The sequence below is a fragment of the Crenobacter intestini genome (assembly GCF_004919095.1).
GTDB classification, from domain to species: Bacteria; Pseudomonadota; Gammaproteobacteria; order Burkholderiales; family Chromobacteriaceae; genus Craterilacuibacter; species Craterilacuibacter intestini.
Window position 1 is genome coordinate 39,154 of record NZ_STGJ01000005.1, and the last position, 23,360, is coordinate 62,513.

General features: G+C 65.8%; 27 protein-coding genes. 22 read left to right on the forward strand and 5 right to left on the reverse strand.

Features of this window, described 5'->3' with window-relative positions; all coding sequences use genetic code 11:
• The first annotated feature begins 21 nt into the window (after positions 1-21).
• From cheY to E5K04_RS05515, 7 genes are read left to right on the forward strand one after another with little or no spacing between them, the layout of a single operon-like run.
• Positions 22-411 carry a chemotaxis response regulator CheY gene (gene cheY / locus E5K04_RS05485; RefSeq protein ID WP_136551896.1) on the forward strand — a complete coding sequence of 130 codons (390 nt, stop codon included), beginning with the start codon at positions 22-24 and terminating at the stop codon, positions 409-411.
• A gap of 27 nt (positions 412-438) precedes the next feature.
• Positions 439-1,188, forward strand: a complete 750-nt coding sequence (gene cheZ / locus E5K04_RS05490; protein WP_136551897.1) for a protein phosphatase CheZ — start codon at positions 439-441, stop codon at positions 1,186-1,188.
• Between the two features lie 53 nt (positions 1,189-1,241).
• Entirely contained in the window at positions 1,242-3,134 is a 1,893-nt protein-coding gene (locus E5K04_RS05495; protein ID WP_136551898.1) for a chemotaxis protein CheA, read from the forward strand.
• 9 nt (positions 3,135-3,143) lie between these two features.
• Complete coding sequence (locus E5K04_RS05500; protein ID WP_136551899.1) at positions 3,144-4,373, forward strand: EAL and HDOD domain-containing protein; 1,230 nt, start codon at positions 3,144-3,146, stop codon at positions 4,371-4,373.
• A 31-nt stretch (positions 4,374-4,404) separates the two neighbouring features.
• A complete protein-coding gene (gene tsaB / locus E5K04_RS05505) occupies positions 4,405-5,073 on the forward strand; it encodes a tRNA (adenosine(37)-N6)-threonylcarbamoyltransferase complex dimerization subunit type 1 TsaB (protein WP_136551900.1) in 669 nt (222 codons plus the stop codon).
• Positions 5,070-5,507, forward strand: coding sequence for a ribosomal protein S18-alanine N-acetyltransferase (gene rimI, locus E5K04_RS05510; protein ID WP_136551901.1), 438 nt, complete (start codon positions 5,070-5,072; stop codon positions 5,505-5,507). Before tsaB ends, rimI begins: the two co-directional genes overlap by 4 nt.
• On the forward strand, positions 5,504-6,286 hold the full coding sequence (locus tag E5K04_RS05515; RefSeq protein WP_136551902.1) for a uracil-DNA glycosylase: 783 nt from the start codon (positions 5,504-5,506) through the stop codon (positions 6,284-6,286). The genes rimI and E5K04_RS05515 overlap by 4 nt, the downstream gene beginning before the upstream one ends.
• A gap of 75 nt (positions 6,287-6,361) precedes the next feature.
• Here E5K04_RS05515 and rpmG read toward each other — a convergent pair whose 3' ends face one another.
• Positions 6,362-6,517 carry a 50S ribosomal protein L33 gene (rpmG, locus tag E5K04_RS05520; RefSeq protein WP_115433592.1) on the reverse strand — a complete coding sequence of 52 codons (156 nt, stop codon included), beginning with the start codon at positions 6,515-6,517 and terminating at the stop codon, positions 6,362-6,364.
• A gap of 25 nt (positions 6,518-6,542) precedes the next feature.
• Positions 6,543-6,776, reverse strand: a complete 234-nt coding sequence (rpmB, locus tag E5K04_RS05525) for a 50S ribosomal protein L28 (RefSeq protein WP_124734789.1) — start codon at positions 6,774-6,776, stop codon at positions 6,543-6,545.
• Positions 6,777-7,053: 277 nt separating this feature from the next.
• On the opposite strand from rpmB, the gene E5K04_RS05530 reads away from it, so the two are divergent.
• From E5K04_RS05530 to E5K04_RS05550, 5 genes are all read left to right on the forward strand, one after another.
• Positions 7,054-8,691 carry a CTP synthase gene (locus E5K04_RS05530; protein WP_136551903.1) on the forward strand — a complete coding sequence of 546 codons (1,638 nt, stop codon included), beginning with the start codon at positions 7,054-7,056 and terminating at the stop codon, positions 8,689-8,691.
• A gap of 48 nt (positions 8,692-8,739) precedes the next feature.
• Positions 8,740-9,591, forward strand: coding sequence for a 3-deoxy-8-phosphooctulonate synthase (gene kdsA, locus E5K04_RS05535; protein WP_136551904.1), 852 nt, complete (start codon positions 8,740-8,742; stop codon positions 9,589-9,591).
• A gap of 79 nt (positions 9,592-9,670) precedes the next feature.
• Entirely contained in the window at positions 9,671-10,954 is a 1,284-nt protein-coding gene (gene eno, locus E5K04_RS05540) for a phosphopyruvate hydratase (RefSeq protein ID WP_136551905.1), read from the forward strand.
• A gap of 6 nt (positions 10,955-10,960) precedes the next feature.
• A complete protein-coding gene (ftsB, locus tag E5K04_RS05545) occupies positions 10,961-11,254 on the forward strand; it encodes a cell division protein FtsB (RefSeq protein WP_136551906.1) in 294 nt (97 codons plus the stop codon).
• A 50-nt stretch (positions 11,255-11,304) separates the two neighbouring features.
• Complete coding sequence (locus E5K04_RS05550; protein WP_136551907.1) at positions 11,305-13,083, forward strand: GGDEF domain-containing protein; 1,779 nt, start codon at positions 11,305-11,307, stop codon at positions 13,081-13,083.
• Positions 13,084-13,095: 12 nt separating this feature from the next.
• Here the strand turns inward: E5K04_RS05550 and E5K04_RS05555 are convergent, their stop codons facing one another.
• Positions 13,096-13,407 carry an RnfH family protein gene (locus tag E5K04_RS05555; RefSeq protein WP_136551908.1) on the reverse strand — a complete coding sequence of 104 codons (312 nt, stop codon included), beginning with the start codon at positions 13,405-13,407 and terminating at the stop codon, positions 13,096-13,098.
• Positions 13,400-13,837: a type II toxin-antitoxin system RatA family toxin gene (locus E5K04_RS05560; RefSeq protein ID WP_136551909.1), complete on the reverse strand. Its 438-nt coding sequence runs from the start codon at positions 13,835-13,837 to the stop codon at positions 13,400-13,402. The genes E5K04_RS05555 and E5K04_RS05560 overlap by 8 nt, the downstream gene beginning before the upstream one ends.
• A gap of 131 nt (positions 13,838-13,968) precedes the next feature.
• Between E5K04_RS05560 and smpB the strand changes: the two genes are divergently transcribed.
• The 9 genes from smpB to E5K04_RS05605 all read left to right on the forward strand — a co-directional run bounded on the left by smpB (position 13,969) and on the right by E5K04_RS05605 (position 19,379).
• Positions 13,969-14,415, forward strand: coding sequence for an SsrA-binding protein SmpB (gene smpB, locus E5K04_RS05565; protein WP_136551910.1), 447 nt, complete (start codon positions 13,969-13,971; stop codon positions 14,413-14,415).
• Positions 14,416-14,757, forward strand: a complete 342-nt coding sequence (locus E5K04_RS05570; RefSeq protein WP_136551911.1) for a hypothetical protein — start codon at positions 14,416-14,418, stop codon at positions 14,755-14,757.
• 24 nt (positions 14,758-14,781) lie between these two features.
• Positions 14,782-16,359 carry a glutamine-hydrolyzing GMP synthase gene (gene guaA / locus E5K04_RS05575; RefSeq protein WP_136551912.1) on the forward strand — a complete coding sequence of 526 codons (1,578 nt, stop codon included), beginning with the start codon at positions 14,782-14,784 and terminating at the stop codon, positions 16,357-16,359.
• A gap of 213 nt (positions 16,360-16,572) precedes the next feature.
• The gene (locus E5K04_RS05580; RefSeq protein ID WP_136551913.1) at positions 16,573-16,887 is read left to right on the forward strand and encodes a DUF883 family protein; all 315 of its coding nucleotides are present in this window, start codon (positions 16,573-16,575) and stop codon (positions 16,885-16,887) included.
• Between the two features lie 3 nt (positions 16,888-16,890).
• Positions 16,891-17,274: a phage holin family protein gene (locus tag E5K04_RS05585; RefSeq protein ID WP_136551914.1), complete on the forward strand. Its 384-nt coding sequence runs from the start codon at positions 16,891-16,893 to the stop codon at positions 17,272-17,274.
• Entirely contained in the window at positions 17,271-17,546 is a 276-nt protein-coding gene (locus E5K04_RS05590) for a hypothetical protein (protein WP_136551915.1), read from the forward strand. Before E5K04_RS05585 ends, E5K04_RS05590 begins: the two co-directional genes overlap by 4 nt.
• Before the next feature lie 54 nt (positions 17,547-17,600).
• A complete protein-coding gene (gene tadA / locus E5K04_RS05595; RefSeq protein ID WP_328591027.1) occupies positions 17,601-18,338 on the forward strand; it encodes a tRNA adenosine(34) deaminase TadA in 738 nt (245 codons plus the stop codon).
• On the forward strand, positions 18,335-18,952 hold the full coding sequence (locus E5K04_RS05600) for a L,D-transpeptidase (RefSeq protein WP_136551917.1): 618 nt from the start codon (positions 18,335-18,337) through the stop codon (positions 18,950-18,952). Before tadA ends, E5K04_RS05600 begins: the two co-directional genes overlap by 4 nt.
• A 1-nt stretch (position 18,953) precedes the next feature.
• Positions 18,954-19,379, forward strand: coding sequence for a DUF2721 domain-containing protein (locus tag E5K04_RS05605; RefSeq protein ID WP_136551918.1), 426 nt, complete (start codon positions 18,954-18,956; stop codon positions 19,377-19,379).
• A 28-nt stretch (positions 19,380-19,407) separates the two neighbouring features.
• On the opposite strand, the gene rlmD is transcribed toward E5K04_RS05605, so the two are convergent.
• Positions 19,408-20,949 carry a 23S rRNA (uracil(1939)-C(5))-methyltransferase RlmD gene (gene rlmD / locus E5K04_RS05610; RefSeq protein WP_136551919.1) on the reverse strand — a complete coding sequence of 514 codons (1,542 nt, stop codon included), beginning with the start codon at positions 20,947-20,949 and terminating at the stop codon, positions 19,408-19,410.
• A gap of 255 nt (positions 20,950-21,204) precedes the next feature.
• On the opposite strand from rlmD, the gene E5K04_RS05615 reads away from it, so the two are divergent.
• Positions 21,205-23,307: a patatin-like phospholipase family protein gene (locus tag E5K04_RS05615; RefSeq protein ID WP_168929164.1), complete on the forward strand. Its 2,103-nt coding sequence runs from the start codon at positions 21,205-21,207 to the stop codon at positions 23,305-23,307.
• Positions 23,308-23,360: the final 53 nt, after the last annotated feature.

A 23,360-nucleotide genomic window follows, 5' to 3' on the forward strand; every position in this document is an offset into this window, starting at 1 on the left:
TCATAGGATTTGGCATAAGACATGGCAGACAAGAACACGCGCTTCCTCATCGTGGATGACTTTTCCACGATGCGCCGCATCGTCCGCAACCTGCTCAAGGAGCTCGGCTTTACCAACGTGGACGAGGCTGAAGACGGGCAGGTCGCCCTGCACAAACTGAAGAACCAGCCGTTCGACTTCATCGTCTCGGACTGGAACATGCCCAACATGACGGGCATCGAGCTCTTGAAGGCCGTGCGCGCCGACCCGCAACTGCGTCACTTGCCCTTCCTGATGATTACCGCTGAAGCCAGGCGTGAGAACATCATCGAAGCGGCGACCTCCGGGGCCAGCGGCTACATCGTCAAGCCGTTCACCGCGGTGACCCTGGAGGAGAAGCTCAACAAGATTTTCCAGGTGATGGGTAAATAAGCCCTGTGTTCACGAGGAGTCAGTAAAGTGTCGGATAATTTCCTGGAAAGCGGCGACTCGCCGGAACTTGAGGCGCTGTTCGACAGCATCGCCCTGCAAAACCCCAGCTGGGGCCCCGAAGAAGCCGCAGCAGCCGAGACAGCCGTCGCTAGCGTCGCCGCCTCCCTGTCCGGCCAGATGGAGCTTTACGCCCAAATCGGCCAGATCACCCGCAAGATGCACGACTCCCTGCGCGAACTGGGCTTCGACAAGTCGCTGAGCAAGGTCGCCGAGGCCATTCCGGACGCCAAGGGCCGCCTGAACTACATCGCCGACCTTACGGAGAATGCCGCCGAACGCGTACTCAACGCGACCGACATTGCCCGCCCGATCCAGGACCGACTCGAGCGTGACGCCAGTGCGTTGTCTACCCGCTGGAACAAGCTGTACGCGAACGAGCTGTCGGTCGAAGAATTCAAGCAACTGGCCGACGCGACCCGCAGCTACCTCGCCGGTGTCCCCGGCCATACTGGCCAGACCAACGCGCAGTTGCTCGAGATCGTGATGGCGCAGGACTTCCAAGACCTAACCGGACAGGTGATCAAGAAGGTCATGGAAATGGTCGCCATCCTAGAGAATGAGCTGCTCTCCGTACTGATCGCGCACTCGCCCGTCGAGAAAAAGGTCGACCTCGAGACTTCCTTGCTCAACGGTCCGGTGGTCAATCCCACCGGCCGCGCCGATGTGGTCACCAACCAGCAGCAGGTCGACGACCTGCTCGAGAGCCTCGGCTTTTAAGCTAGCCCGGCCCAGAATAACGCCGCACAGAACGCCGCACAGGAAGAGAAGCCATGAGCGAATTTGCTGGAATGGAAGAACTGCTGCAGGATTTCCTGCTTGAGTCGTCCGAGTTGCTCTCCGACGTCGACAACAAACTCGTCGAACTGGAAAAGCGCCCCAACGACAAGGCGCTCCTGAACGATATTTTCCGTGGCTTCCATACCATCAAGGGCGGCGCAGGCTTCCTGAACGCCGCGCCCATGGTCACGCTGTGCCACCGCACCGAAAATCTGTTCGACAAACTGCGCAATGGCGAACTGCCGCTGAACCCGGGCCTGATGGACACCATCCTCGACGCGACCGGCCAAGTCCGCGAGATGTTCGGCCGCATGGGCCAGGGCCTGATGCCGGCCAGCGCGCCGCAAGCGCTGCTCTCCGCCCTCGACAATGCACTGGCAGGCGGCGCGGCAGCGCCGGTAGCGCCGACCGCAGCCCCCACCGCCCCCGCCGTGACGACGCCCACTCCGGCCCCAGCTCCGGCCGCAGCCACGTCAGGTGCCCAAGATCCGGACTGGCAGCAACTGTATGGCGCCGTCACCGGCCAGACCCCGCCGGCCGCGCCCGCTCCGGCCGCACAAGCGGTCCAAGTAGCGCAGGCTGTGGCCATCACCCAACCCGTGCCCCCCTCCCCCGCACAACCTGCTGCCCAGCGCTCGGCGCCGGCCAAGCAAGCCGCGGCCAGCGCGCCGGCACCTGTCGAAAACACGATCCGCATCGACACGCACCGCCTGGACCAAGTCCTCAACCTGTCGGGCGAGATCGGCCTGACCAAGAACCGGCTGACCACGCTCAGAACCGAGATCCTGCAGGGCAACGCAGAGGCGCACACGCTGCGCTCGCTGGACGAGGCGATCAGCCAGCTCGACCTGTTGGTCGGCGACCTGCAGAACGCGGTAATGAAGACCCGCATGCAGCCGATCGGTCGCCTGTTCCAGAAGTACCCGCGCTTGGCACGTGACCTTGCCCGCCAGTTGGGCAAGGAAGTCGAGCTGGTGATCACCGGTGAAGAAACCGAACTCGACAAGACCATGATCGAGGACCTGAACGACCCGCTGGTCCATCTGGTCCGCAACGCGGTCGACCACGGCGTCGAGCCAACCGAAGAGAGGATCGCCGCCGGCAAGGAAGCGCAATCGCAGGTTCTCCTGTCGGCAGAGCAGGTCGGCGACCACATCGTGATCTCGATCACCGACGACGGCCGCGGCATGAGCGCCGAAGCGCTGCGCCGCAAAGCCATCGAGAAGGGCCTGATCGACGCCGAGACTGCCAACTCGCTCGACGAGAAGCAATCGCTGCAGCTGATCTTCCTGCCCGGCTTCTCGACCAAGGACCAGATCTCCAGCGTGTCCGGCCGCGGCGTCGGCATGGACGTGGTGCGCACCAATATCCAGAAGCTGAACGGCCGCATCGACATCAACTCGATCCCGGGCGAGGGAACCCGCATCAGCATCTCGCTGCCACTCACCCTGGCGATCCTGCCGGTACTGGTAGTACGCGTCTGCAACCAGCCATTCGCCGTACCGCTGGCCATGGTCCGCGAGATCATCCCGATCGAGCAGGCCTCGATGCAGGAAGTCTCCGGCAAGCCGACCATCGTCGTGCGCGACGAGATACTGCCCTTGAGGACGCTGTCCGGCCTGCTGGGCTGGGAGCCGACGCAAAAACCCTCGTTCGGCGTGCTGATGCAGTCGGCCGAGAAGTCGTTCATCCTCGCCGTCGACTCCTTCGTCGGCCGTGACGATGTGGTGATCAAGCCGCTGGAAAACATCCGTCCGCGCGGCGTGGCCGGCGCGACACTATCCGGCGACGGCGCGGTGGTGCTGGTGCTCGACATGGAAGATTTGCTCAAACCGCAGGAAGCCAACGCGCAAGCTTCGCGCAGCCTCGAACTGCTTGCACTGTAAACACAAACCTTGAAACCAGCCCGACATTACCTCGCCCGCCAGCCCATCACCGACGACCGACAGCAACTCGTCGGTTACGAGCTGCTGTACCGCAATAGCCAGGACAGCCTGCACAACGCCTTGGGCGGCACACTCGAAGCGGATACGGCCCTGCTGACCAACCTGCTGGGCAGCGTCCAGCAGACCAACGGCCTGCTTGAGGACAAGCTGGTCTACCTCAATGTCGGCGAAGCGATGCTGATGAGCGAGATGGTCGAATTGCTGCCGGCTAACCGTGTCCGGCTGGAAGTCTCTGCCCGGCTCGCCTCGTCCCGCGAGCTACTGGCCCGCATGCGCTCCTTGCGGCAGCAGGGTTTCACCTTTTCGCTCGACCACTTCGAACTGACCCCGTCTGTCGAGCCCTTCCTCGACCAAGTCAGCGCAGTGAAACTCGACGTTCAACGCCTCACTCCAGCCATCCTATCCAGTGCAGCGGACCGGTTGCGCCACTATCCGCTGCTGCGCATCGCTGAACGGGTGGAGGCTCCATCGCAGTTCCGGCTATGCCAGGAGCTCGGACTTGAGGCCTTTCAGGGCTACCACTTTGCCCACCCCGAGACACTGACAGGGCAGAGCCTGCCGCCTGGATTGTACAATGTCCTGCGCCTGCTCAGTCTGGTTCGCGCGGACGCACCGATCGCAGAAATCGAGACGATCCTTAAGACCGACCTCGCGCTTTCACTGAAACTGTTGCGCTTCGTCAACTCGGCCGCGGCCGGACAACCCGTACGCATCCAATCGTTTGCCCACGCGGTAACCGTGCTCGGCTACCGTCGGCTGTACCGCTGGTTGACCTTGCTGCTGATCACCAGTGAAACCGCCGCACGACCACATTCGGTACTGGTGCGCACCGCCACCGTCCGTGCGCGCACCCTGGAAAACCTGGCTGAACGACTGGGCCTTCCGCAGACGCAGCGTGACATCCTGTTCATCTGCGGCCTGTTCTCGCTACTCGACGTCACCCTCGACGTCCCGATGCAGACCATCCTGCGTCAAGTCGCGCTCCCCGCCGAGGTTTCGGCGACGCTTGAACACCGAACCGGCCGCGCAGGTGACCTCCTGGCACTAGTGTGCAGTCTTGAACGAATGGATACAGGCGCCGCCACCACCCGCCTCGCACAGGATCAGGACCTCGACGCACAGACTGTGAACGACTGCCACTGCGAAGCCATCGGCTGGGCCGAGACACTGGGGTTATAATCGGCGCTTTGCCGCCCGTGTCTTGCCCCACATGAACCTGCTTGCCATCGACACCACGACCGACTACCTGTCGCTTGCCCTGAACTGCGGGGACGCTGTCGTCGAACACCACGAACGTGTCGGCCAGAAGCACGCCGAACTGCTGCTGCCGACCCTCTCCACCCTGCTGCGACAAGCCGGCTGCGAGTTGTCGGCCATCGGCGGCATCACCTTTTCGTGCGGGCCGGGCTCGTTCACCGGTGTGCGCATCGCCTGTTCCGCCGCGCAAGGGCTGGGCTATGCGCTCGCCGTCCCGCTCTACCCGATCCCGACGCTGGACGTCCTCGCCTGGCAGTGCCGCGGCAGCCGCACCCTCGCCTGTCTCGACGCGCGCATGAACCAGGTCTACTACGCCTGCTACGACGAACAGGCACGCCCGCTGACCGCCATCCGTGTGGCGGACCCGCAGGCCATCGCGCCCGCGGAAGGCGACTGGCTGGTCGCCGGCGACGGCTTTGCCCGCTACCAGGACGCGCTGCGTGCTGCGCTCGGCACGCAGCTAGCCGCGAGCAACGACACCGTGCAGCCGCACGCACGCGCCCTGCTCGAGATGGCAGGCTCGGGCGCCTACCCTGCGGTCGATGCCCGCGACGCCGAAATCCTCTACGTGCGCAACAAGGTCGCGCTGACCGTCAGCGAGCAGCAGGCGCGCCGCGCATGAACATCCGCAACGCCCTGCCCGAAGACTGCCCGCAACTCGCCCGCCTGGAAGCCGAAGTCACGCAGCTCCCGTGGAGCGCCGCACAGTACGCGGGCTCGCTCTCGGCGGGCCACCGCTTCTGGGTCTGCGAAGATGAGGGGGGAATTGTCGCGTGGGCGGTCACCCTCAGCGTGCTGGACGAAGCAGAACTCCTGAATATCGCCACCGCCGCGCCCCGGCAGGGCCGCGGGCTTGCCCGCGCCCTGCTCGACGCGCTGTGCGCCGGGCTCGCTGCGCAAGGTTGCACGCTTTTAAGGCTGGAAGTGCGCGAGAGCAACACCCGCGCCCGCCGGCTGTATACATCCGCCTGCTTTACCGAGAGCGGCGTACGTAAGCACTACTACCGCAGCGCCAACGGCCGCGAACACGCGATCCTGATGGAGAAGGCACTATGAGCCGCCGGCTGACCCTCGTCGACGCGATGGGCCTGGGCCCGGCCTGGCATCCGCGCGGCGTCTACCCGCAGGCGGAGGCAGAGGTCCCCGTCGCCGCGGCCGCCACCCAACCCGCCCATGCCACGCCAGCCCCTCTGCCTGAAAGCCCGCCGGCCGCACACGCGCTGCAGCTCCCCGCACAGCAAGAAGCGGCGCCGCCCGCCCCGGCCATCGCCACACCGTCCGCCCCGGCACTGGGCTGGGACACGCTCGCCCAGACGGTCGCCGCCTGTCAGGCCTGCCCGCTGGCTGCGACCCGGCGGCAGACGGTGTTCGGCCGTGGCAACCCCGAGGCACGCTGGATGCTGGTTGGCGAGGCGCCCGGGGAGCAGGAAGACCGCCAGGGCGAACCCTTTGTCGGCCGCGCCGGCCAACTGCTCGACAATATGCTCGCCGCACTGGGGCTGGACCGCGACCGCGACGTCTATATCGCCAACGTGGTCAAGTGCCGCCCGCCCGGCAACCGCAACCCGGAGCCGGCCGAGATCGCCGCCTGCCGCGGCTATCTGGACGCGCAGATCGCGCACGTGAAGCCAGACATCATCCTCGCGCTCGGCCGCTTTGCCGCGCAGACGCTGCTGGGCAGCGACGAGACGATCGGCCGCCTGCGCGGCAGGGAGCACCGGTTCGGCACCATCCCGCTCATCGCCACCTTCCACCCGGCCTACCTGCTACGCAGCCCGGCCGAAAAGGCCCGCGCCTGGCAGGACCTGCTGCTGGCCCGCCGCCTGCTCGGCTGAGTACCCGGAACGCAGGCAACAAAAAACCCTTCGCGAAATCCGCGAAGGGTTTTTATCCAGCCAAGGGAAAACAGCTTACTTGAGCTTGGTTTCCTTGTACGCCACATGCTTGCGAGCGACGGGATCGTACTTCTTGATCTCCATCTTTTCGGGCATGGTGCGCTTGTTCTTGGTCGTGGTGTAGAAGTGGCCGGTGCCAGCGGTCGATTCGAGTTTGATCTTGTCGCGCATGATATTCCTTCGCTATTCGGCTTGATCAGATTTCGCCACGAGCACGCAGGTCGGCGAGGACGGACTCGATGCCGTTCTTGTCGATGGTGCGCAGGGCTGCGTTGGAGACGCGCAGGCGCACCCAACGGTTCTCGCTCTCTACCCAGAACTTGCGGTATTGCAGGTTCGGCAGGAAACGGCGTTTCGTTTTGTTATTGGCGTGGGAAACATTGTTCCCGGTCATCGGACGCTTGCCGGTGACTTTGCATACACGCGCCATGGTTAATCACTCCCAAAACCGGTAAAAACCGGCTTTATATCACAAAAACAGGCAGATAAACAAGCCATCAGGCGCGCACGGAAACAAAGGCTTCGGCACGCGCAAACCGGTGTGCATTGTAACGGATTTACCGGCATGCGCCAGCGTTTTTTCCGTAAAAAACAGGTGCTTCGACGACAAGGCCGTCACCGGGCCGGCCGGGCGCAGGCTGCGCCGTCGGCTTCATTTGTCCGGGAAATCGGGTTAGAATCCCGGATTCCCACAGAGTCGCATTCCCATGACCAAGTACATCTTCGTGACCGGTGGCGTCGTATCCTCCCTGGGCAAGGGCATTGCCGCCGCGTCCATCGCCGCTATCCTCGAATCCCGCGGGCTGAAAGTCACCATGCTGAAGCTCGACCCGTACATCAACGTCGACCCGGGCACCATGAGCCCGTTCCAGCACGGCGAAGTCTTCGTAACCGAAGACGGCGCCGAGACCGACCTTGACCTCGGCCACTACGAGCGCTTCATCCGCGCGAAGATGAAGAAGAGCAACAACTTCACCACCGGCCAGGTCTACGAATCGGTCATCGCCAAGGAGCGCCGCGGCGACTACCTGGGCGGCACCGTGCAGGTGATCCCGCACATCACCGACGAGATCAAGCTGAAGGTGCGTGAAGGCGCCGGCGACGTCGACGTCGCCATCGTCGAGATCGGCGGTACCGTCGGCGACATCGAATCGCTGCCCTTCCTGGAAGCGATCCGCCAGATGCGCTCCAACCTCGGCCGCAAGAACACGCTGTACGTGCACCTCTCCTACGTGCCGTTCATCGCCACCGCCGGCGAGATCAAGACCAAGCCGACCCAGCACTCGGTGAAGGAGCTGCGCGAGATCGGCATCCAGCCGGACATCCTCTTGTGCCGGATGGACCGCGAGCTGCCGGAAGACGAGAAGCGCAAGATCGCCCTCTTCTGCAACGTCGAAGAGAACGCGGTGATCGGCTGCTACGACGCCGACTCCATCTACAAGGTGCCGGGCATGCTGCACGCGCAGAGCATCGACGACATCATCTGCGAACACCTGCAGCTTGACCTGCCAAAGGCCGACCTCGCCGCGTGGAACGACATTATCGACTCGATCGAGCACCCCGAGCACGAGATCAAGATCGCGATGGTCGGCAAGTACGTCGACCTGACCGAGTCGTACAAGTCGCTGTCCGAGGCACTCAAGCACGCCGGCATCCATAACCGCACCAAGGTCGACATCGTCTACGTCGACTCCGAAGAGATCGAGCGCGAAGGTGCCGGCTCGCTCGCCGGCATGGACGCGATCCTAGTGCCGGGCGGCTTCGGCAAGCGCGGCGTCGAAGGCAAGATCAAGGCTGTCAAGTTCGCCCGCGAGAACAACATCCCCTACCTCGGCATTTGCCTGGGCATGCAGATCGCGCTGATCGAATACGCGCGTGACGTGGCCGGCATGGCCGGCGCCAACTCGACCGAGTTCGACGGCGACACCGAATACCCGGTGGTCGCGCTGATCGACGAGTGGGTGAACCACGACGGCAAGGTCGAGACCCGCGACGAGAACTCCAACCTGGGCGGCACCATGCGCCTGGGCGGCCAGGCATGCGAACTCGCACCGGGCTCGCTGGCTGCACGCGTGTACGGCGCCGAGACCATCACCGAGCGCCACCGCCACCGCTACGAAGTCAACAATCACTACGTGCCGCGCCTGCAGGACGCGGGCCTCGTTTTCTCCGGCCGCTCGGCCGGCCACGAGAAGCTGGTCGAGACCATCGAGCTGCCGGAACACCGCTGGTTCTTCGCCTGCCAGTTCCACCCGGAGTTCACCTCCACCCCGCGCGACGGCCACCCGCTGTTCTCGGCTTACGTGAAAGCCGCGCTCGCCTACCAGGCCGACCGCAAGGCCTGAGTGTGAACCGCCGGGCGGCGTGCCGCCCGGCTGCACAGGAGACAACAGATGAAACTCACCGGATTTGATGTCGGCCTCGACAAGCCGCTGTTCCTGATCGCAGGCCCCTGCGTGATCGAAAGCCTGCAGATGGCGCTCGACACCGCCGGCGCGCTCAAGGAAATCACCGACGAGCTCGGCATCCCGTTCATCTACAAGTCGAGCTTCGACAAGGCCAACCGCTCGTCGGGCAAGTCCTTCCGCGGCTTCGGCATTGAAGAAGGCCTGAAGATCCTTGCCGAGGTGCGCAGCCAGATCGGCGTGCCGGTGCTGACCGACGTGCATACCGAAGAACAGGTCCCGCACGTGGCCGCCGTCGTCGACGTCCTGCAGACACCGGCCTTCCTCGCCCGCCAGACAGACTTCATCCGCGCCGTCGCCGTGTGCGGCAAGCCGGTCAACATCAAGAAGGGCCAGTTCATGGCGCCGGGCGACATGAAGAACGTGATCGACAAGGCGCGCGACGCGGCCATCGAAGCCGGGCTCGACCCGGGCCGCTTCATGGCCTGCGAGCGCGGTGCCTCGTTCGGCTACAACAATCTGGTCTCCGACATGCGCTCGCTGGCGATCATGCGCGAAACCGGCTGCCCGGTCGTCTACGACGCGACCCATTCGGTCCAGTTGCCTGGCGGCCAGGGCACCGCGTCCGGTGGCCAGCGCGAGTTCGTACCGGTACTCGCCCGTGCAGCTGTCGCTGCCGGCATCGCCGGCATCTTCATGGAAACGCACCCGAACCCGTGCGAGGCGCTGTCCGACGGCCCGAACGCATGGCCCTTGGGGCGCATGAAGGAACTGCTCGCGACGCTGTCCGAGATCGACCGGTTGGTCAAGTCGGCACCGCTGGCCGAGTCCACGCTCTGACACGCAACCTGATTGACGGTCAGGCCCATCGCCTGGCCGAAGCTTTGCACACCAACCAAGCTTGAAATAGGGGAAAACAATGAGTTCGATCATCGACGTCGTCGCCCGCGAAATCCTGGATTCGCGCGGCAACCCGACCGTTGAATGCGATGTGCTGCTCGAATCGGGCGTGATGGGCCGCGCGGCAGTGCCGTCCGGTGCGTCGACCGGCGAGAAGGAAGCGCTCGAGCTGCGCGACGGCGACAAGTCGCGCTACCTGGGCAAGGGCGTGCTCAAGGCGGTCGAGCATATCAACACCGAGATCTGCGAAGCGATCATCGGCCTGGACGCCGCCGACCAGGCGTTCATCGACAAGACGCTGATCGAACTGGACGGCACCGACAACAAGGGCCGTCTGGGCGCCAACGCGCTGCTCGCCGTGTCGATGGCCGTCGCCCGCGCCGCCGCCGAAGACTCCGGCTTGCCGCTGTACCGCTACCTGGGCGGCGCTGGCCCGATGGCGCTGCCGGTACCGATGATGAACGTGATCAACGGCGGCGCGCATGCCAACAACACGCTCGACATCCAGGAATTCATGGTCATGCCGGTCGGCGCACCAACCTTCCGCGAGGCGCTGCGCTGCGGCGCGGAGATCTTCCACGCGCTGAAGAAGATCTGTGACGGCAAAGGCTACGCGACCACCGTCGGTGACGAAGGCGGCTTCGCGCCGAACCTGGAAAGCCACGAAGACGCGATCCGCCTGATCCTCGAGGCTATCGACGCCGCCGGCTACGTCGCAGGCCAGGACGTGCTGCTCGCGCTCGACTGCGCGTCCAGCGAGTTCTACCGCGACGGCAAGTACCACCTGACCGCGGAAAACCTCTCGCTCTCCTCGGCCGAGTTCGCCGACTACCTGGCGACCCTGGTCGACAAGTACCCGATCATCTCGATCGAGGACGGCATGAGCGAGCACGACTGGGACGGCTGGAAGATCCTGACCGAGCGGCTGGGCGAGCGCGTGCAACTGGTCGGCGACGACCTGTTCGTCACCAACCCGCAGATCCTCGCCGAAGGCATCCAGGGCGGCCTCGCCAACGCGCTCCTGGTCAAGGTCAACCAGATCGGCACCCTGTCCGAGACCCTGAAGGCAGTCGACCTGGCCAAGCGCTCGCGCTACACCAGCGTGATGAGCCACCGCTCGGGTGAGACCGAGGACAGCACCATCGCCGACCTCGCCGTCGCGACCAACTGCATGCAGATCAAGACCGGTTCGCTGTCCCGCTCCGACCGCATGGCCAAGTACAACCAGCTCCTGCGCATCGAGGAAGAACTCGGTGATGCAGCCTGGTACCCGGGCCGTGCCGCGTTCTACCACCTGAAGTAAGCTGCCATGCGAGCGCTGACCCTGGTGCTGGTTGCCCTGATCCTTGCCTTGCAGTGGCCGTTATGGTTCGGCAAAGGCAGCTGGCTCAGGGTCTGGCAGCTCGACAAGCAGGTGACGGAACAGCAGGCGGTCAACCTCAAGTTGGCCGCCCGCAACGCCGCCCTCGACGCTGAAGTGCGCGACCTCAAGCAGGGCACCGCGGCGATCGAGGAGCGTGCACGCAACGAACTTGGCATGATCCGCCCCGGCGAGGTGTTTTTCCAGCTGCTGGAGCATGCCGCCGTACCGGCCAAGCCCTGAGCCTTGGCGCCCGACCACCGGCCTGCCCCTCCTACCATCCGAGCCTGGCGATGCCATCGAACAATCCGACCGACCTTGCCCGAGAAACGCTGAGACAGCTGAGCCTGCGCCAGTTGCTGCCCACGCCGGAAAACTACAGCCGCATTTACGCGCAAGTGGCCGGCCTCGAGGGGGACTGCCCGGCAAGACCCCACCGCCTGGTAGAACTGATCGGGCAGGCCTACGGCACGCTGACTCCGCAGACGCAGAGCTACCGGATCAACCTCGCCCGCCTACTGCGCGCGCTGGAAGAGGAAAACTGGGAGCAGGCGCCTCAGCAGCTGATCGACCTCGCCGTACTGCACTACCGCGAGCGCACGCTGACCGACAGCTGGGGCAACCTGATCCTCGGCCTGCTCAAGCTGTGGGACCTGCGCCTGCCCGACCTGTCGCAGTCATACAAGCAGGCCGCGCTCGAGCGGCTGATGATCACCTTCGGCAGCCAGCCCGAACTGCTCAACGAAAAACTCTCCCGCCTGATTGCCGACTGGGGGCGCGGCGTGCGCGACGACAGCGTCAACGAGGCGCTGCCCGCCGCGCTGCCCGCCGCAACCGGCAACGGCAGCCATGCCCGTTGGTGCACCCTGCTCTCGCTGGTGCTGCACCACGGCATCGAACCCCGCCTGCTGCACGCGCCGGCGCTGGTCGAGCCCTACCAGGCGCTGCTTGCGAACCTGTCGCAACTGGCCGACGACGCCGAAGCCATCGCCAGCTGGCACGACGCCCTGCGTGCCTTCCTGATCCAGCTCGAGCTTCACCGCCAGCAGGACGAGCGCGTCGCCAGCGGCCTGACCAACCTGCTGCAGCTGCTGCTATCCAATATCGCCGAGCTCAACCGTTCGGACGCCTACCTGCTTGGGCAGATCGAGAGCCTGCAGGCCATCCTCGCCTCGCCCGAACTGTCGATGCAGCAGGTGTACCAGCTGGAAGTCAGCCTCAAGGAGGTCATCTGCAAGCAGGGCGAACTGAAGAGCTCGCTCGACGAGGCCGCCAGCTCGCTGCGCGGCCTGCTCGACACCTTCCTCGCGCAGCTGGCGAAGATGAGCGATGACACCGAGCAGTTCCACCACAAGGTTTCCGAATACCAGGACGCGCTGCGCCAGAGCGACGCACCGACCGAGATCCGCCGCATTGCCGACGCCCTGCTGGGCGACACCGAAACCATGCAGCAGGTGCTCAGCAACTCGCGCGACGGGCTGCGTCTGGCGCAGGACAAGGTCGAGGCCGCCCAGCAGCGCATTTCGGAGCTGGAGCGCGCGCTGGAAAGCGCCAGCGCCAAGGTGCAGGAAGACCAGCTGACCGGCACCTACAACCGGCGCGGGCTGGACGAGCACTTCGCGCGCGAGCTGTGCCGTGCCGAACGCACCGGCTCGCCGCTGTCGATCGCGCTGATCGACGTCGACAACTTCAAGCAACTGAACGACCGCTTCGGCCACCTGGCCGGCGACCGCGCGCTGCGCTTCCTGGCGGACGCGATCCGCCACAACCTGCGCCCTTCGGACATCTGCGCGCGCTTTGGCGGGGAGGAGTTCGTGGTGCTGCTGCCTGACACGCCGGTTGCCGAGGCAAAGAATGTGATGCACAGGCTGCAGCGCGAGCTGACCCGCACCTTCTTCCTGACCAACAACGACAAGCTGGTGATCACCTTCAGCGCGGGTGTCGCGCAATGGCATCTGGGCGAGAAGGAGGCCGACGTGATCGACCGCGCCGACCGTGCGATGTACCAGGCCAAGCTCGCCGGCAAGAACCGGACCTGCTCGGCCGAGCCTGACACACAGGTTCCCTGCTGAACCTCGGGCGGCTTAGCCGCCCTTTTTCATGGCCTTGCCCGCTTCGGCGCGCTGGCGGCGCACCGCCTTGGGGTCGGCAATCAGCGGGCGGTAGATCTCGACGCGGTCCTTCTCGCGCAGCACCGTCTCGGCGCGCACCGCCTTGCCGAAGATGCCGAGCTTGAGCGCGTCGACGTCGGCGAGCTCATCCGGAAACTCGGCTTGCAGACCCGAGCGCACCACCGCGTCGCGTGCGCCGGTACCCGCCGGCACCCTCAGGCGCACCAGCTTCTGGCGGGAGGGCAGCGCGAACACCACTTCGACTTCGATCATCGGCTCAGTCATCACCGTATTTCCTGTCGGCTTCGCGGATGAAGGCGTCGACCAGCGAGCCCGAGATATGGCCGAACACCGGGCCGATCACCTTTTCCAGCAGGTGGCTGGAGAATTCGTAGCTAAGCCTGAACTCGACCCGGCAGCCGAAGTCGCCCAGCGGCGTGAACTGCCAGCCACCCTCGAGCGAGCGGAATGGCCCGTCGACCAGCTGCATCGAGATCGACTCGGGCGGACGGTTGACGTTGCGCGTGGTGAAATGCTGGCGCACCTTCAGGTAGTCGATATGCAGGCTGGCGACCAGGGCCTGGTCGTCCTGCTCGACCACCTCGGCGTGGCTGCACCACGGCAAAAAACGGGGGTAATGGGCAAAATCAGATACCAGCGCGTACATCTGCTCGGGCGTGTGCGCGACCAGGACTTTCTTCTCGACGACCTGCATGCAAACGGAGGGAAAAGGCGAAAGCGTCACGATACACGAAGCGCCGACCCGGCGACAAGGCACCGCGGGGCGCACGCTTTGGCAGGCGGCGCCCTTCTGTTAGAATGTCGGATTACTTGAGGCGGACAAGCATGAGCATCATCCAGAATCGGAAAGCCTTCCACGATTACTTCATCGAGGAGCAGGTCGAGGCCGGGCTGGTGCTGGAAGGCTGGGAAGTCAAGGCCATCCGCGCCGGCCGCGTGCAGTTGAAGGAAAGCTATGTCGTATGGCAAAGGGGCGCCTTCTGGCTGATCGGCTGCCACATCACCGCGCTGCAGTCCGCGTCGACCCATGTGCGGCCGGACCCGGTGCGCTCCCGCAAGCTGCTGTTGTCGCAGGCCGAGATCAACCGCTTCATCGGCAAGGTCGAACGCGCAGGCTACACCATGGTCGCGCTCGACCTGCACTACACCAAGGGCCGCATCAAGGTCCAGGTCGGCCTTGCCAAGGGCAAGAAGCAGCACGACAAGCGCGAGAGCGAGAAAGAGCGCGAGTGGCAGCGCGAGAAACAGCGCATCATGAAGGACAACCGCTAAATGCGGCCTAGCGCGACCTTCCCGCTGCTGCTGATCGTGCTGGGCACGCTGTGGTTCCTGCACTCGACCGCGCTCCTGCCCGACACCACCACCTTGCTCGCCATCCTGCTGGCGGGCGCCGGCGTCGCACTGCTCGCCATCGACGGCGTCAACAAGTCGACGCTGGTCGCCTCCCCGCTGATGGTCTACGCCGGTGCCGCCGTCTGGCTATACCGGCACTGGGCGCTGCAGCTCTCGCACGTGCTGTCGCTGGGCATGGTGCTCGCCGGCTTGCTGATGCTCATCGCCCGCAGCGACCGTATTCCCGACAAAGGCCGAGGCGCGGACGCCCCCGAGCGCTGAGCCTCCCATCTACCAAGGACTGACATGGACAAGATCCTCATTCTCGACTTCGGCTCCCAAGTCGCCCAGCTGATCGCCCGCCGCGTGCGCGAAGCTCACGTCTACTGCGAACTGCACCCGTACGACATGCCGATCGACGAGATCCGCGCGTTCGCGCCGAAGGCGATCATCCTCTCCGGCGGCCCGAACTCGGTCTACGAATCCGACTACCAGGCCGACCCGGCCATCTTCGAGATGGGCATCCCCGTACTCGGCATCTGCTACGGCATGCAGTGGATGGCGCAGACCCTCGGCGGCAAGGTCGAGCCGGGCGCCACCCGCGAATTCGGCTACGCCGAAATCAAGGCACGCCACCACTCGAAGATCTTCGAAGGCCTGCAAGACCGTATCGACGACGCCGGCAGCGGCTACCTCGACGTGTGGATGAGCCACGGCGACAAGGTGTCGCAACTGCCGCAAGGCTTCCACATGATCGCCGAGACCCCGGCCTGCCCGATCGCGGCGATGGCCGACGAGGACCGCGGCTTCTACGGCGTGCAGTTCCACCCGGAAGTGACCCACACCAAGCGCGGCACCGAGATGATCCACCGCTTCGTGCTGATGGTCGCAGGCGCCAAGCCCTCGTGGACCATGCCCAACTACATCGAAGAGGCGGTACAGAAGATCCGCGAACAGGTCGGCGACGAGGAAGTGATCCTCGGCCTGTCCGGCGGCGTCGACTCCTCGGTGGCGGCCGCGCTGATCCACCGCGCGATCGGCGACCAGCTCACCTGCGTGTTCGTCGACCACGGCCTGCTGCGCCTGAACGAAGGCAAGATGGTGATGGAGATGTTCGCGCAGAACCTCGGCGTGAAGGTCGTCCACGTCGACGCGGCCGAACAGTTCATGGGCAAGCTCGCCGGCGAATCCGACCCGGAGAAGAAGCGCAAGATCATCGGTGCCGAGTTCGTCGAGGTGTTCCAGCGCGAGTCGGGCAAGCTCGTCAACGCCAAGTGGCTGGCGCAGGGCACCATCTACCCGGACGTGATCGAGTCGGCCGGCGCCAAGACCAAGAAGGCGCACAGCATCAAGAGCCACCACAACGTCGGCGGCCTGCCCGAAGACATGCACCTCAAGCTGCTGGAGCCGCTGCGCGACCTGTTCAAGGACGAAGTGCGCCAGCTGGGCGTCGCGCTCGGCCTGCCGCACGACATGGTGTACCGCCACCCGTTCCCGGGCCCGGGCCTGGGCGTGCGCATCCTCGGCGAAGTGAAGATGGAATTCGCCGACCTGCTGCGCCGCGCCGACGCGATCTTCATCGAAGAGCTGCGTAACACCGTCGACGAGAAGACCGGCAAGAACTGGTACGAGCTGACCAGCCAGGCCTTCGCCGTGTTCCTGCCGGTGAAATCGGTCGGCGTGATGGGCGACGGCCGCACCTACGACTACGTCGTCGCGCTGCGCGCGGTGGTCACCAGCGACTTCATGACCGCGCACTGGGCCGAACTGCCGTACAGCCTGCTGGGCCGCGTCTCCAACCGCATCATCAACGAAGTGCGCGGCATCAACCGTGTCTGCTACGACGTCTCCGGCAAGCCGCCGGCGACCATCGAGTGGGAGTGATGCCCTCGGAGGCGGCGTAAGCCTGCCAAGCATTCCATGCATGCAAGAAGCCCGCGCTTGGCGCGGGCTTTTTCGCGCCTGGCCTGCCGCAAATCAAGACAACGGGAACATTTTGGCGGTAAAAAGGACACATAGGCATTAGCATGGAAATTGTGCTGCGCAGCGCGCAGCTTCCGTCCTGCGTTTCCCAACCGCCCGTTCCAGGAGAGATTGATGACCGATACCGCAGCCCAGACCGAAAAAGCAAAACTGCTCGACGACGTGCGCAGCGTCCTCAACAACACCGAAGAACTGCTCGCCTCCGCCGGTGACAACGGCAGCGAGAAGGCGCGCGAGCTGCACCAGAAGCTGCAGACCAACCTCAAGCTGGCCAAGGCCCGCCTGCTCGACGCGGAAAAGGCCGCGCTCGGCCGTGCCAAGGAAGCGGCCAAGGCGACCGACCACTACGTCCACGAGAACCCGTGGAAGGCGATCGGTATCGCTTCCGCCATCGCCTTCCTGCTCGGCCTGCTGGTCTCGCGCCGCTAAGCGATGGCGTCCAGCCCTAGCCGCCCCGGCACGCTGCGCTCGCTATTCGAGGGTGTGGTCGCGCTGCTGTTCACCCGCGCCGAACTGCTGCATATCGAGCTGGAGGAACAGCAGGAGCGGCTGGTCGGCAACGTCATCTTGGTCGCCAGCGCGCTGATCCTGCTGTTCGCGGCGATCGTCGCGTTGTTGCTGTTCGTGCTGCTGGTGCTGCCGCCGCAGCACCGCGCGCTGGCGATGGGGCTGTTCGCCGCGTCCTTCCTGGCGACCTCCGGCATCCTGCTCGTCATCCTCAAGCGCAGGGTGGAGACCGCGCCCAAGCCGCTGGCGCTGACGCTGGGCGAGCTTAAGAAGGACTGGCAGGCGGTCTCCGGCAAGGACGTCTCATGAACCGGCACGAACGGGAACTGAAGAAGCAGCTGCTGCTGATCAAGGGCGAGGCGCTGCGCACCCGCGTCGAGCTCGAGGTCACCGAGTGGAAGAACCCGCTGCAACTGGCCCGCTCGGCGCTCGCCAGCGCCGCGCAGAGCCGCTACGGACTGAAGGCCGGCGTCGCCGCCGCCGCCCTGTTCTTTCCGCGGCTCGCGCAAAAGGGCCTGTTCCGCAAGGGACTGGGCCTCGCGCTGGCGGTGCTTGCCTTGCGCCGCTGGCTCAAACGCTGACATGCGCTGAGGCCAGACGACAGGCTGCCGTATAATGGCAGCCTGTTTTCATGGGTGCCCGCCTTGACGCCGCTGACCACGCCTCCACTGCCGCCGACCACCATCGCCGCCCTGCACGCACTCGGCATTGCAAGCCAGGAGGCGCTCGCCGCCTTCGGCCCGGCGCGCGCCTGCCTGCTCTTGCGCGCGGCGGGCCAGCCGGCCGGCCGCCGCCTGTTGTACGCGCTGGGCGCCGCCGCGCGCGGCGCACACTGGCAGGCGCTGGGCGACGACGAGCGCAGCGCCCTGGACGCCGCGCTCGCTGCGGCCTTGCCGGTGCGGGTACCACCCACCGCGGACGAGGCCCGCCGGCATATGGCCGACGCGCGGGCGCTGGCCGCCGAGGCGGCCGCCAGCGGCGAGGTGCCGGTCGGCGCGCTGGTGGTCAAGGACGGGCGGGTGATCGGCCGCGGGCGCAACGCGCCGATCGGCCGGAGCGACCCGTGCGCACACGCCGAGGTCCTCGCGCTGCGCGAGGCGGCGGCCACCCTCGGCAACTACCGGCTCGACGGCTGCGACCTCTACGTCACGCTCGAGCCCTGCCCGATGTGCGCGGGCGCCATCCTGCACGCACGCGTGGCACGCGTGATCTACGGCGCGGCCGACGCCAAGACCGGCGCCGCCGGCAGCGTGACCGACCTTTTCGCGCTCAAGGCGCTCAACGCACACACCGCGGTGTTTCCCGGCGTCGACGCCGACGCCTGCGCGACACAACTCTCCGCCTTCTTTGCCAGCTTGAGGCGCGCCGGATGAGACGCCTCCTGCTCCTTGTTTGCGCGCTGCTTGCCGCGTGCGCCAAACCGCCCAAGCCCGCCGCGCCAGCGCCAGATGTGCCCCATGCGCAAGTCGAACCGCTACCCGCCCGCCCCTCCCCCGGCCAGCCGTGGATCCGCGTCGGCGTCAAAAGCCAGCGGCTGACGCTGGTCGGCGCCGACGGGCAAGACCGGGCAAGCTACACGGTGTCGACCGCCAGCCGCGGCGTCGGCGAGCAGAACGGCAGCCTGCAGACGCCGCGCGGCTGGCACCGCGTGTGCGACAAGATCGGCGACGGCATCGCGCCCGACACCATCATCTACCGGCGCGAGGTCACGCCGTGGCGCTATACGCCGGCCCTGCACGCCGAGTACCCGGACAAGGACTGGATCCTGACCCGCATCCTGTGGCTGTGCGGGCTCGAGCCCGGCCGCAACGCCGGCGGCGAGGTCGACAGCTACGAGCGTGCGATCTACATCCACGGCGCCGGCAGCCATGTGCGCTGGGGCACCCCGACCTCGCGTGGCTGCGTGCGCATGAAGAGCGCCGACGTGATCGAACTGTTTGACACCGTACCGCTGGGCACTGAAGTGCTGATCGACGAGAACGCCTGACATGACGCTGAACCTGACCACGCCCGGCCTGCTGTTCCCGGCCATCTCGCTGTTGCTGCTCGCCTACACCAACCGTTTCCTCGGTCTGGCCGCGACCATCCGCAACCTGTACAACGACTACCGGCGCACGCCGGACCCGCAGATCGCGCAGCAGATCAGCAGCCTGCGCCGCCGCGTGCGGCTGATCCAGCAGATGCAGGTTGCCGGCGTCGGCAGCCTGTTCCTGTGCGTGCTCGCGATGCTGAAGATCTACCTGGGCCTGCAGACGCTTGCCTACTACAGCTTCGGCGCCAGCCTCGCGCTGATGATGCTCTCGCTCGCGCTCTCGCTGATCGAGCTCAAGCTCTCGTCCGACGCGCTGAACATCCTGCTGGCCGACCTTGCGGCCCCGCCGCGCCGGCGGCAGGCGCAAAAAAACGCCCCCTAGTCAGGGAGCGTTGGGCCGGCATCGCCGCTTAGCCGCGTTCGACGCGGTTGCGGTTGTCGTAGTAGTCCTTGTTGGCAAGGTAGTGCTGGTAACGCGCTTCCTTCTTCGCCACACGCTCGGCCTCTTCCGCCGCCTTGCGCTTGGCCTCTTCGGCCTGGCGCGCCTTCTTCGCCGCCTTGGCCGCATCCAGTGCCGCCTTCTCGGCCGCGTCCAGCGCCTCCATCTCGGCCTGGCTCTTGGCCGGGTGGGTCTTCTCGAACCAGGCGACCGACTCGACGTGCGCGGTGTGCGGGAACATGTTGATGATGCCGGCCGCCTTCAGCGTGTAGCCCTTCAGGTTGACCAGCACATTGGCGTCGCGCGCCAGCGTCGCCGGGTTGCACGACACGTAGACGATGCGCTTGGGCGCGGTCTCTTCGGTCAGCGACTTGCAAAGCTCGATCGCGCCGTCGCGCGGCGGGTCGACCAGCATCTTGTCGAAGCGGCCCAGCGCGGCAAAGCTCTCGGCGGTGACGTCGAACAGGTTGGCCATCTCGTAGCTGACCTTGTCCTGCAGGCCGTTGTGCGTCGCGTTTTCCACCGCGCGGCGCACCAGCGCCTCGCTGCCTTCCATGCCGTGCACGGTCGCGCCGGAGCGGGCGATCGGTAGCGTGAAGTTGCCGATGCCGCAGAACATGTCGGCGATGCGCTCGCCCGGCTGTGCGTCGAGCAGGCGCAACGCGCGGCTGACCATCACGCTGTTGAGGTCAGGGTTGACCTGGGTGAACTCGGTCGGATAGTAGGGCATCTCGACGCCAAAGTCGGGCAGCCGGTAGCTCAGGCCCGGCGCATCCATCGGGTAGAACGGGTAGCAGGTATCCGGTCCCTTGGGCTGCAGCCACATCTGCAAGGGACGCGCCTTGCCGTACTTGTCGGCGAACGCGCGGATCAGCGCCTCGTCGCCCTTGCTGATCGCGTCCATATTGCGCAACACCAGCACGTCGACGTCGGCGCCGCCGGCGTACTCGACCTGCGGGATGCGGTCGTTGATCGACAAGCTGGCGATCAGTTCGCGCAGCGGGACGATCAGCGCGGAGATATGCGCGGGCAGCACGTGGCACTCGGCCATCTCGGCGATATAGGTCGAGCGCTTCTCGCGGAAGCCCAGCAGCGCGCCGCCCTTCTTCGGCACCATGCGCGCCGACAGGCGGGCGCGGTGGCGGTAGCCCCAGCTCTGGCCGGCAATCGGCGTCATCACGCGCTCGGGGGTGACCTTGCCGATGCGCGCGAGGTTGTCCTCGAGCACGCGCTGCTTGATCGCGACCTGCGCGGAGAATTCGACATGCTGCATCGAACAGCCGCCGCACACGCCAAAATGCGGGCAGCGCGGCGTCGCGCGCATGAAGCTTTCCTTCACCACGCGCACCACTTCGGCGTTCTCGTAATTCTTCTTGCTGCGCCAGGCGCGGTACTCGACGGTCTCGTAGGGCAACGCGCCGTCGATGAACAGGGTCTTGCCGTCCACGCGCGCGACGCCATGGCCCTCATGGTCGAGCGATTCCACGTAGGCAAGCAGGGTGTTCTCTGACATTTTTTCCAGACGAATCAAAGCGAAAGCGCGGATTTTCTCACAAAACCCCGCTGCGCCCCAAGCTGCCTGAGCGTGCGGGCAGACCGCCCCGCCGCATGGCCGTCCACCACATCTGACATTTGCATCAAACACCGCCGGATATATACCAAGAGTGAATGTGATTGTTCGGCCCACCCGCCTACCGGACTCCCTATGCTCATGCGCCTCGCCTTGCCCTTGCTGTGCTGCTGTACCTCTCTCGCCCTGGCATCCCCCATGCGGGTCGGCCTCGTCCTCGGCGGGGGCGGCGCGCGCGGCGCCGCGCATATCGGCGTGCTCGAAGTGCTCGAACAGCAGCGCGTCCCGATCGCCTGTGTGGCCGGCACCAGCATGGGCGCACTGGTGGCCGGCGCTTACGCCGCCGGTCTCACGCCGGCTCAGATGCGCTCCAAGATGGACGCGGCCGACTGGACTAGCATGTTCCAGGACAGCCCGACCTATGACGAGATGGGTTACCGCAACAAGCGCATCTCCCAGCGCTACCTGCCCGGGCTGGAAACCGGCCTGAAACCGGACGGGCTGCAATACCAGAGCGGCGCCGTCACCGGGCAGCGCATCAAGCTGTTCTTCAACGACCTGGTCGGCGCCGAAAACGGCGAGCCGCAGATAGAGTCGCTCGCCTTGCCGCTGGCCATCATCGCGACCGACATCGGCAGCGGAGAACGGGTCGTGCTCAAGCAAGGCAGCCTGACCCGCGCCATGCGCGCGAGCATGTCGGTGCCCGGGCTGATGTCGCCGCTCATCGACGGAGGGCGCCGCCTAGTCGACGGCGGGCTGGTCGACAACGTACCGATCGACGTGGTGCGCGAGCTGTGCCAGCCCGACCTCGTCATCGCGGTCAACGTCGGCTCGCCGCTGCTCAGGCCCGAGGAGGTCACCTCGCTGCTCAGCGTCTCGGCGCAGATGATCAATATCCTGACCGAGCAGAACGTCAGCCGCTCGCTTGCCAGCCTGGCCCCGCAAGACGTCTACATCAAGCCAGACCTCCAGGGACTGAGCGCGGCGGATTTTCCGCGCCACCGCGAGATCAGCGAACGCGGCCGTTTGGCCGCGCTCGCCGCGCTGCCCAGGCTCTCCGCGCTGGGCACATCGCCGGAAGGCTACCTTGCCTGGCAACAGGCACGTAGCCAGACGGGCAAGCGCCAGGCGCTCCCGGTCGGCCGCGTCGACGTGGCCGAGCTTGCACATGTCAACCCAGCCGCGGTCACCCGCCACCTCGAACAGGAAACCGACGCGCCACTAGCCAAAACCACCGGGCGCGACCTGCTGCGCGTCTTTGGCGACGGCTACTACGAGAGCGTCGACTACGCGCTGCTGGGCGGGCGCGACAAACATATCCTGCGCGTCACACCGCTGGAAAAAAGCTGGGGACCTGACTACCTGCGTTTCGGAATTAATCTGGAGAGCAACCTCGACGCGCGTGCGAGCTACGCGCTCCGGGCAGCACTGCATAAGACCTGGCTCAACGCTCTGGGCGGCGAGATGCTCGTCAGCGCGCAGGTGGGCTCGGAAACCGGCGTCAGCGCCGAGTTCTACCAACCGCTGGATGAGGCCCAGCACGCTTTTGCCGAAACGCACGCAAGCGTCCTTAGCCGCAACCGCTACTTCTACCAAGACGACCAGAAGCTCGCCGAATACCTGACCCGTACCGGCCTCGTCTCGGCCGGCTTCGGCCTGCGCGTGGGGCTGCTCGGTCAGGCCAAGCTGGGCTGGCAGCAGAAATGGCGGCGCGGCGAGCTTGAGACCGGCCGTCCGGAGCTGCCACAGGACAGCCGTCACTACGGCGGCTGGTTTGCCACTCTGGACCTCGACCAGATCAACCGGCTCTACCTGCCGACCGACGGTTGGGCGGCGCGCGCCCACTACTTCGACAGCGACAAGGAAGGCTTCGGCCAGCTATTGGCCAGCGTATCGGCAAGCCGCACGCTAGGCCCGCTCATCGGCCATGCCCGCCTGAGCGCGAGCCAGACCCTGCGCGGCCGTACCCCCTTTTACGAGGCGCCGGCGCTGGGCGGCTTTTTGAACCTGACCGGTTTCGCGCCACAGCAACTCGTCGGAGACAACATGCGCTTCGCCCAATTGCGCCTCGAGCACATCGTCGGCCGACTGCCGCTGGGCTTGCGCGGCGACATGCGGGTGGGGCTTGCGCTGGAAGGCGCCACCTTCGGGCAACGCTACAGCGAAACAACCCTGGAAGGCTGGCAGCGCTCGGCCGCGCTCTACCTGGGAGGGGAAACGCCGCTGGGGGCGGCGTATCTGGGTTATGGCTACGGTGGCGGCGGACGTAACGCGGTCTACCTTTTTTTGGGAACGCCCTGAGCGATGGCCGGCCTTGCGGCTGCAAGGCTGCTAGAATCGTCGCACCTGCTGAC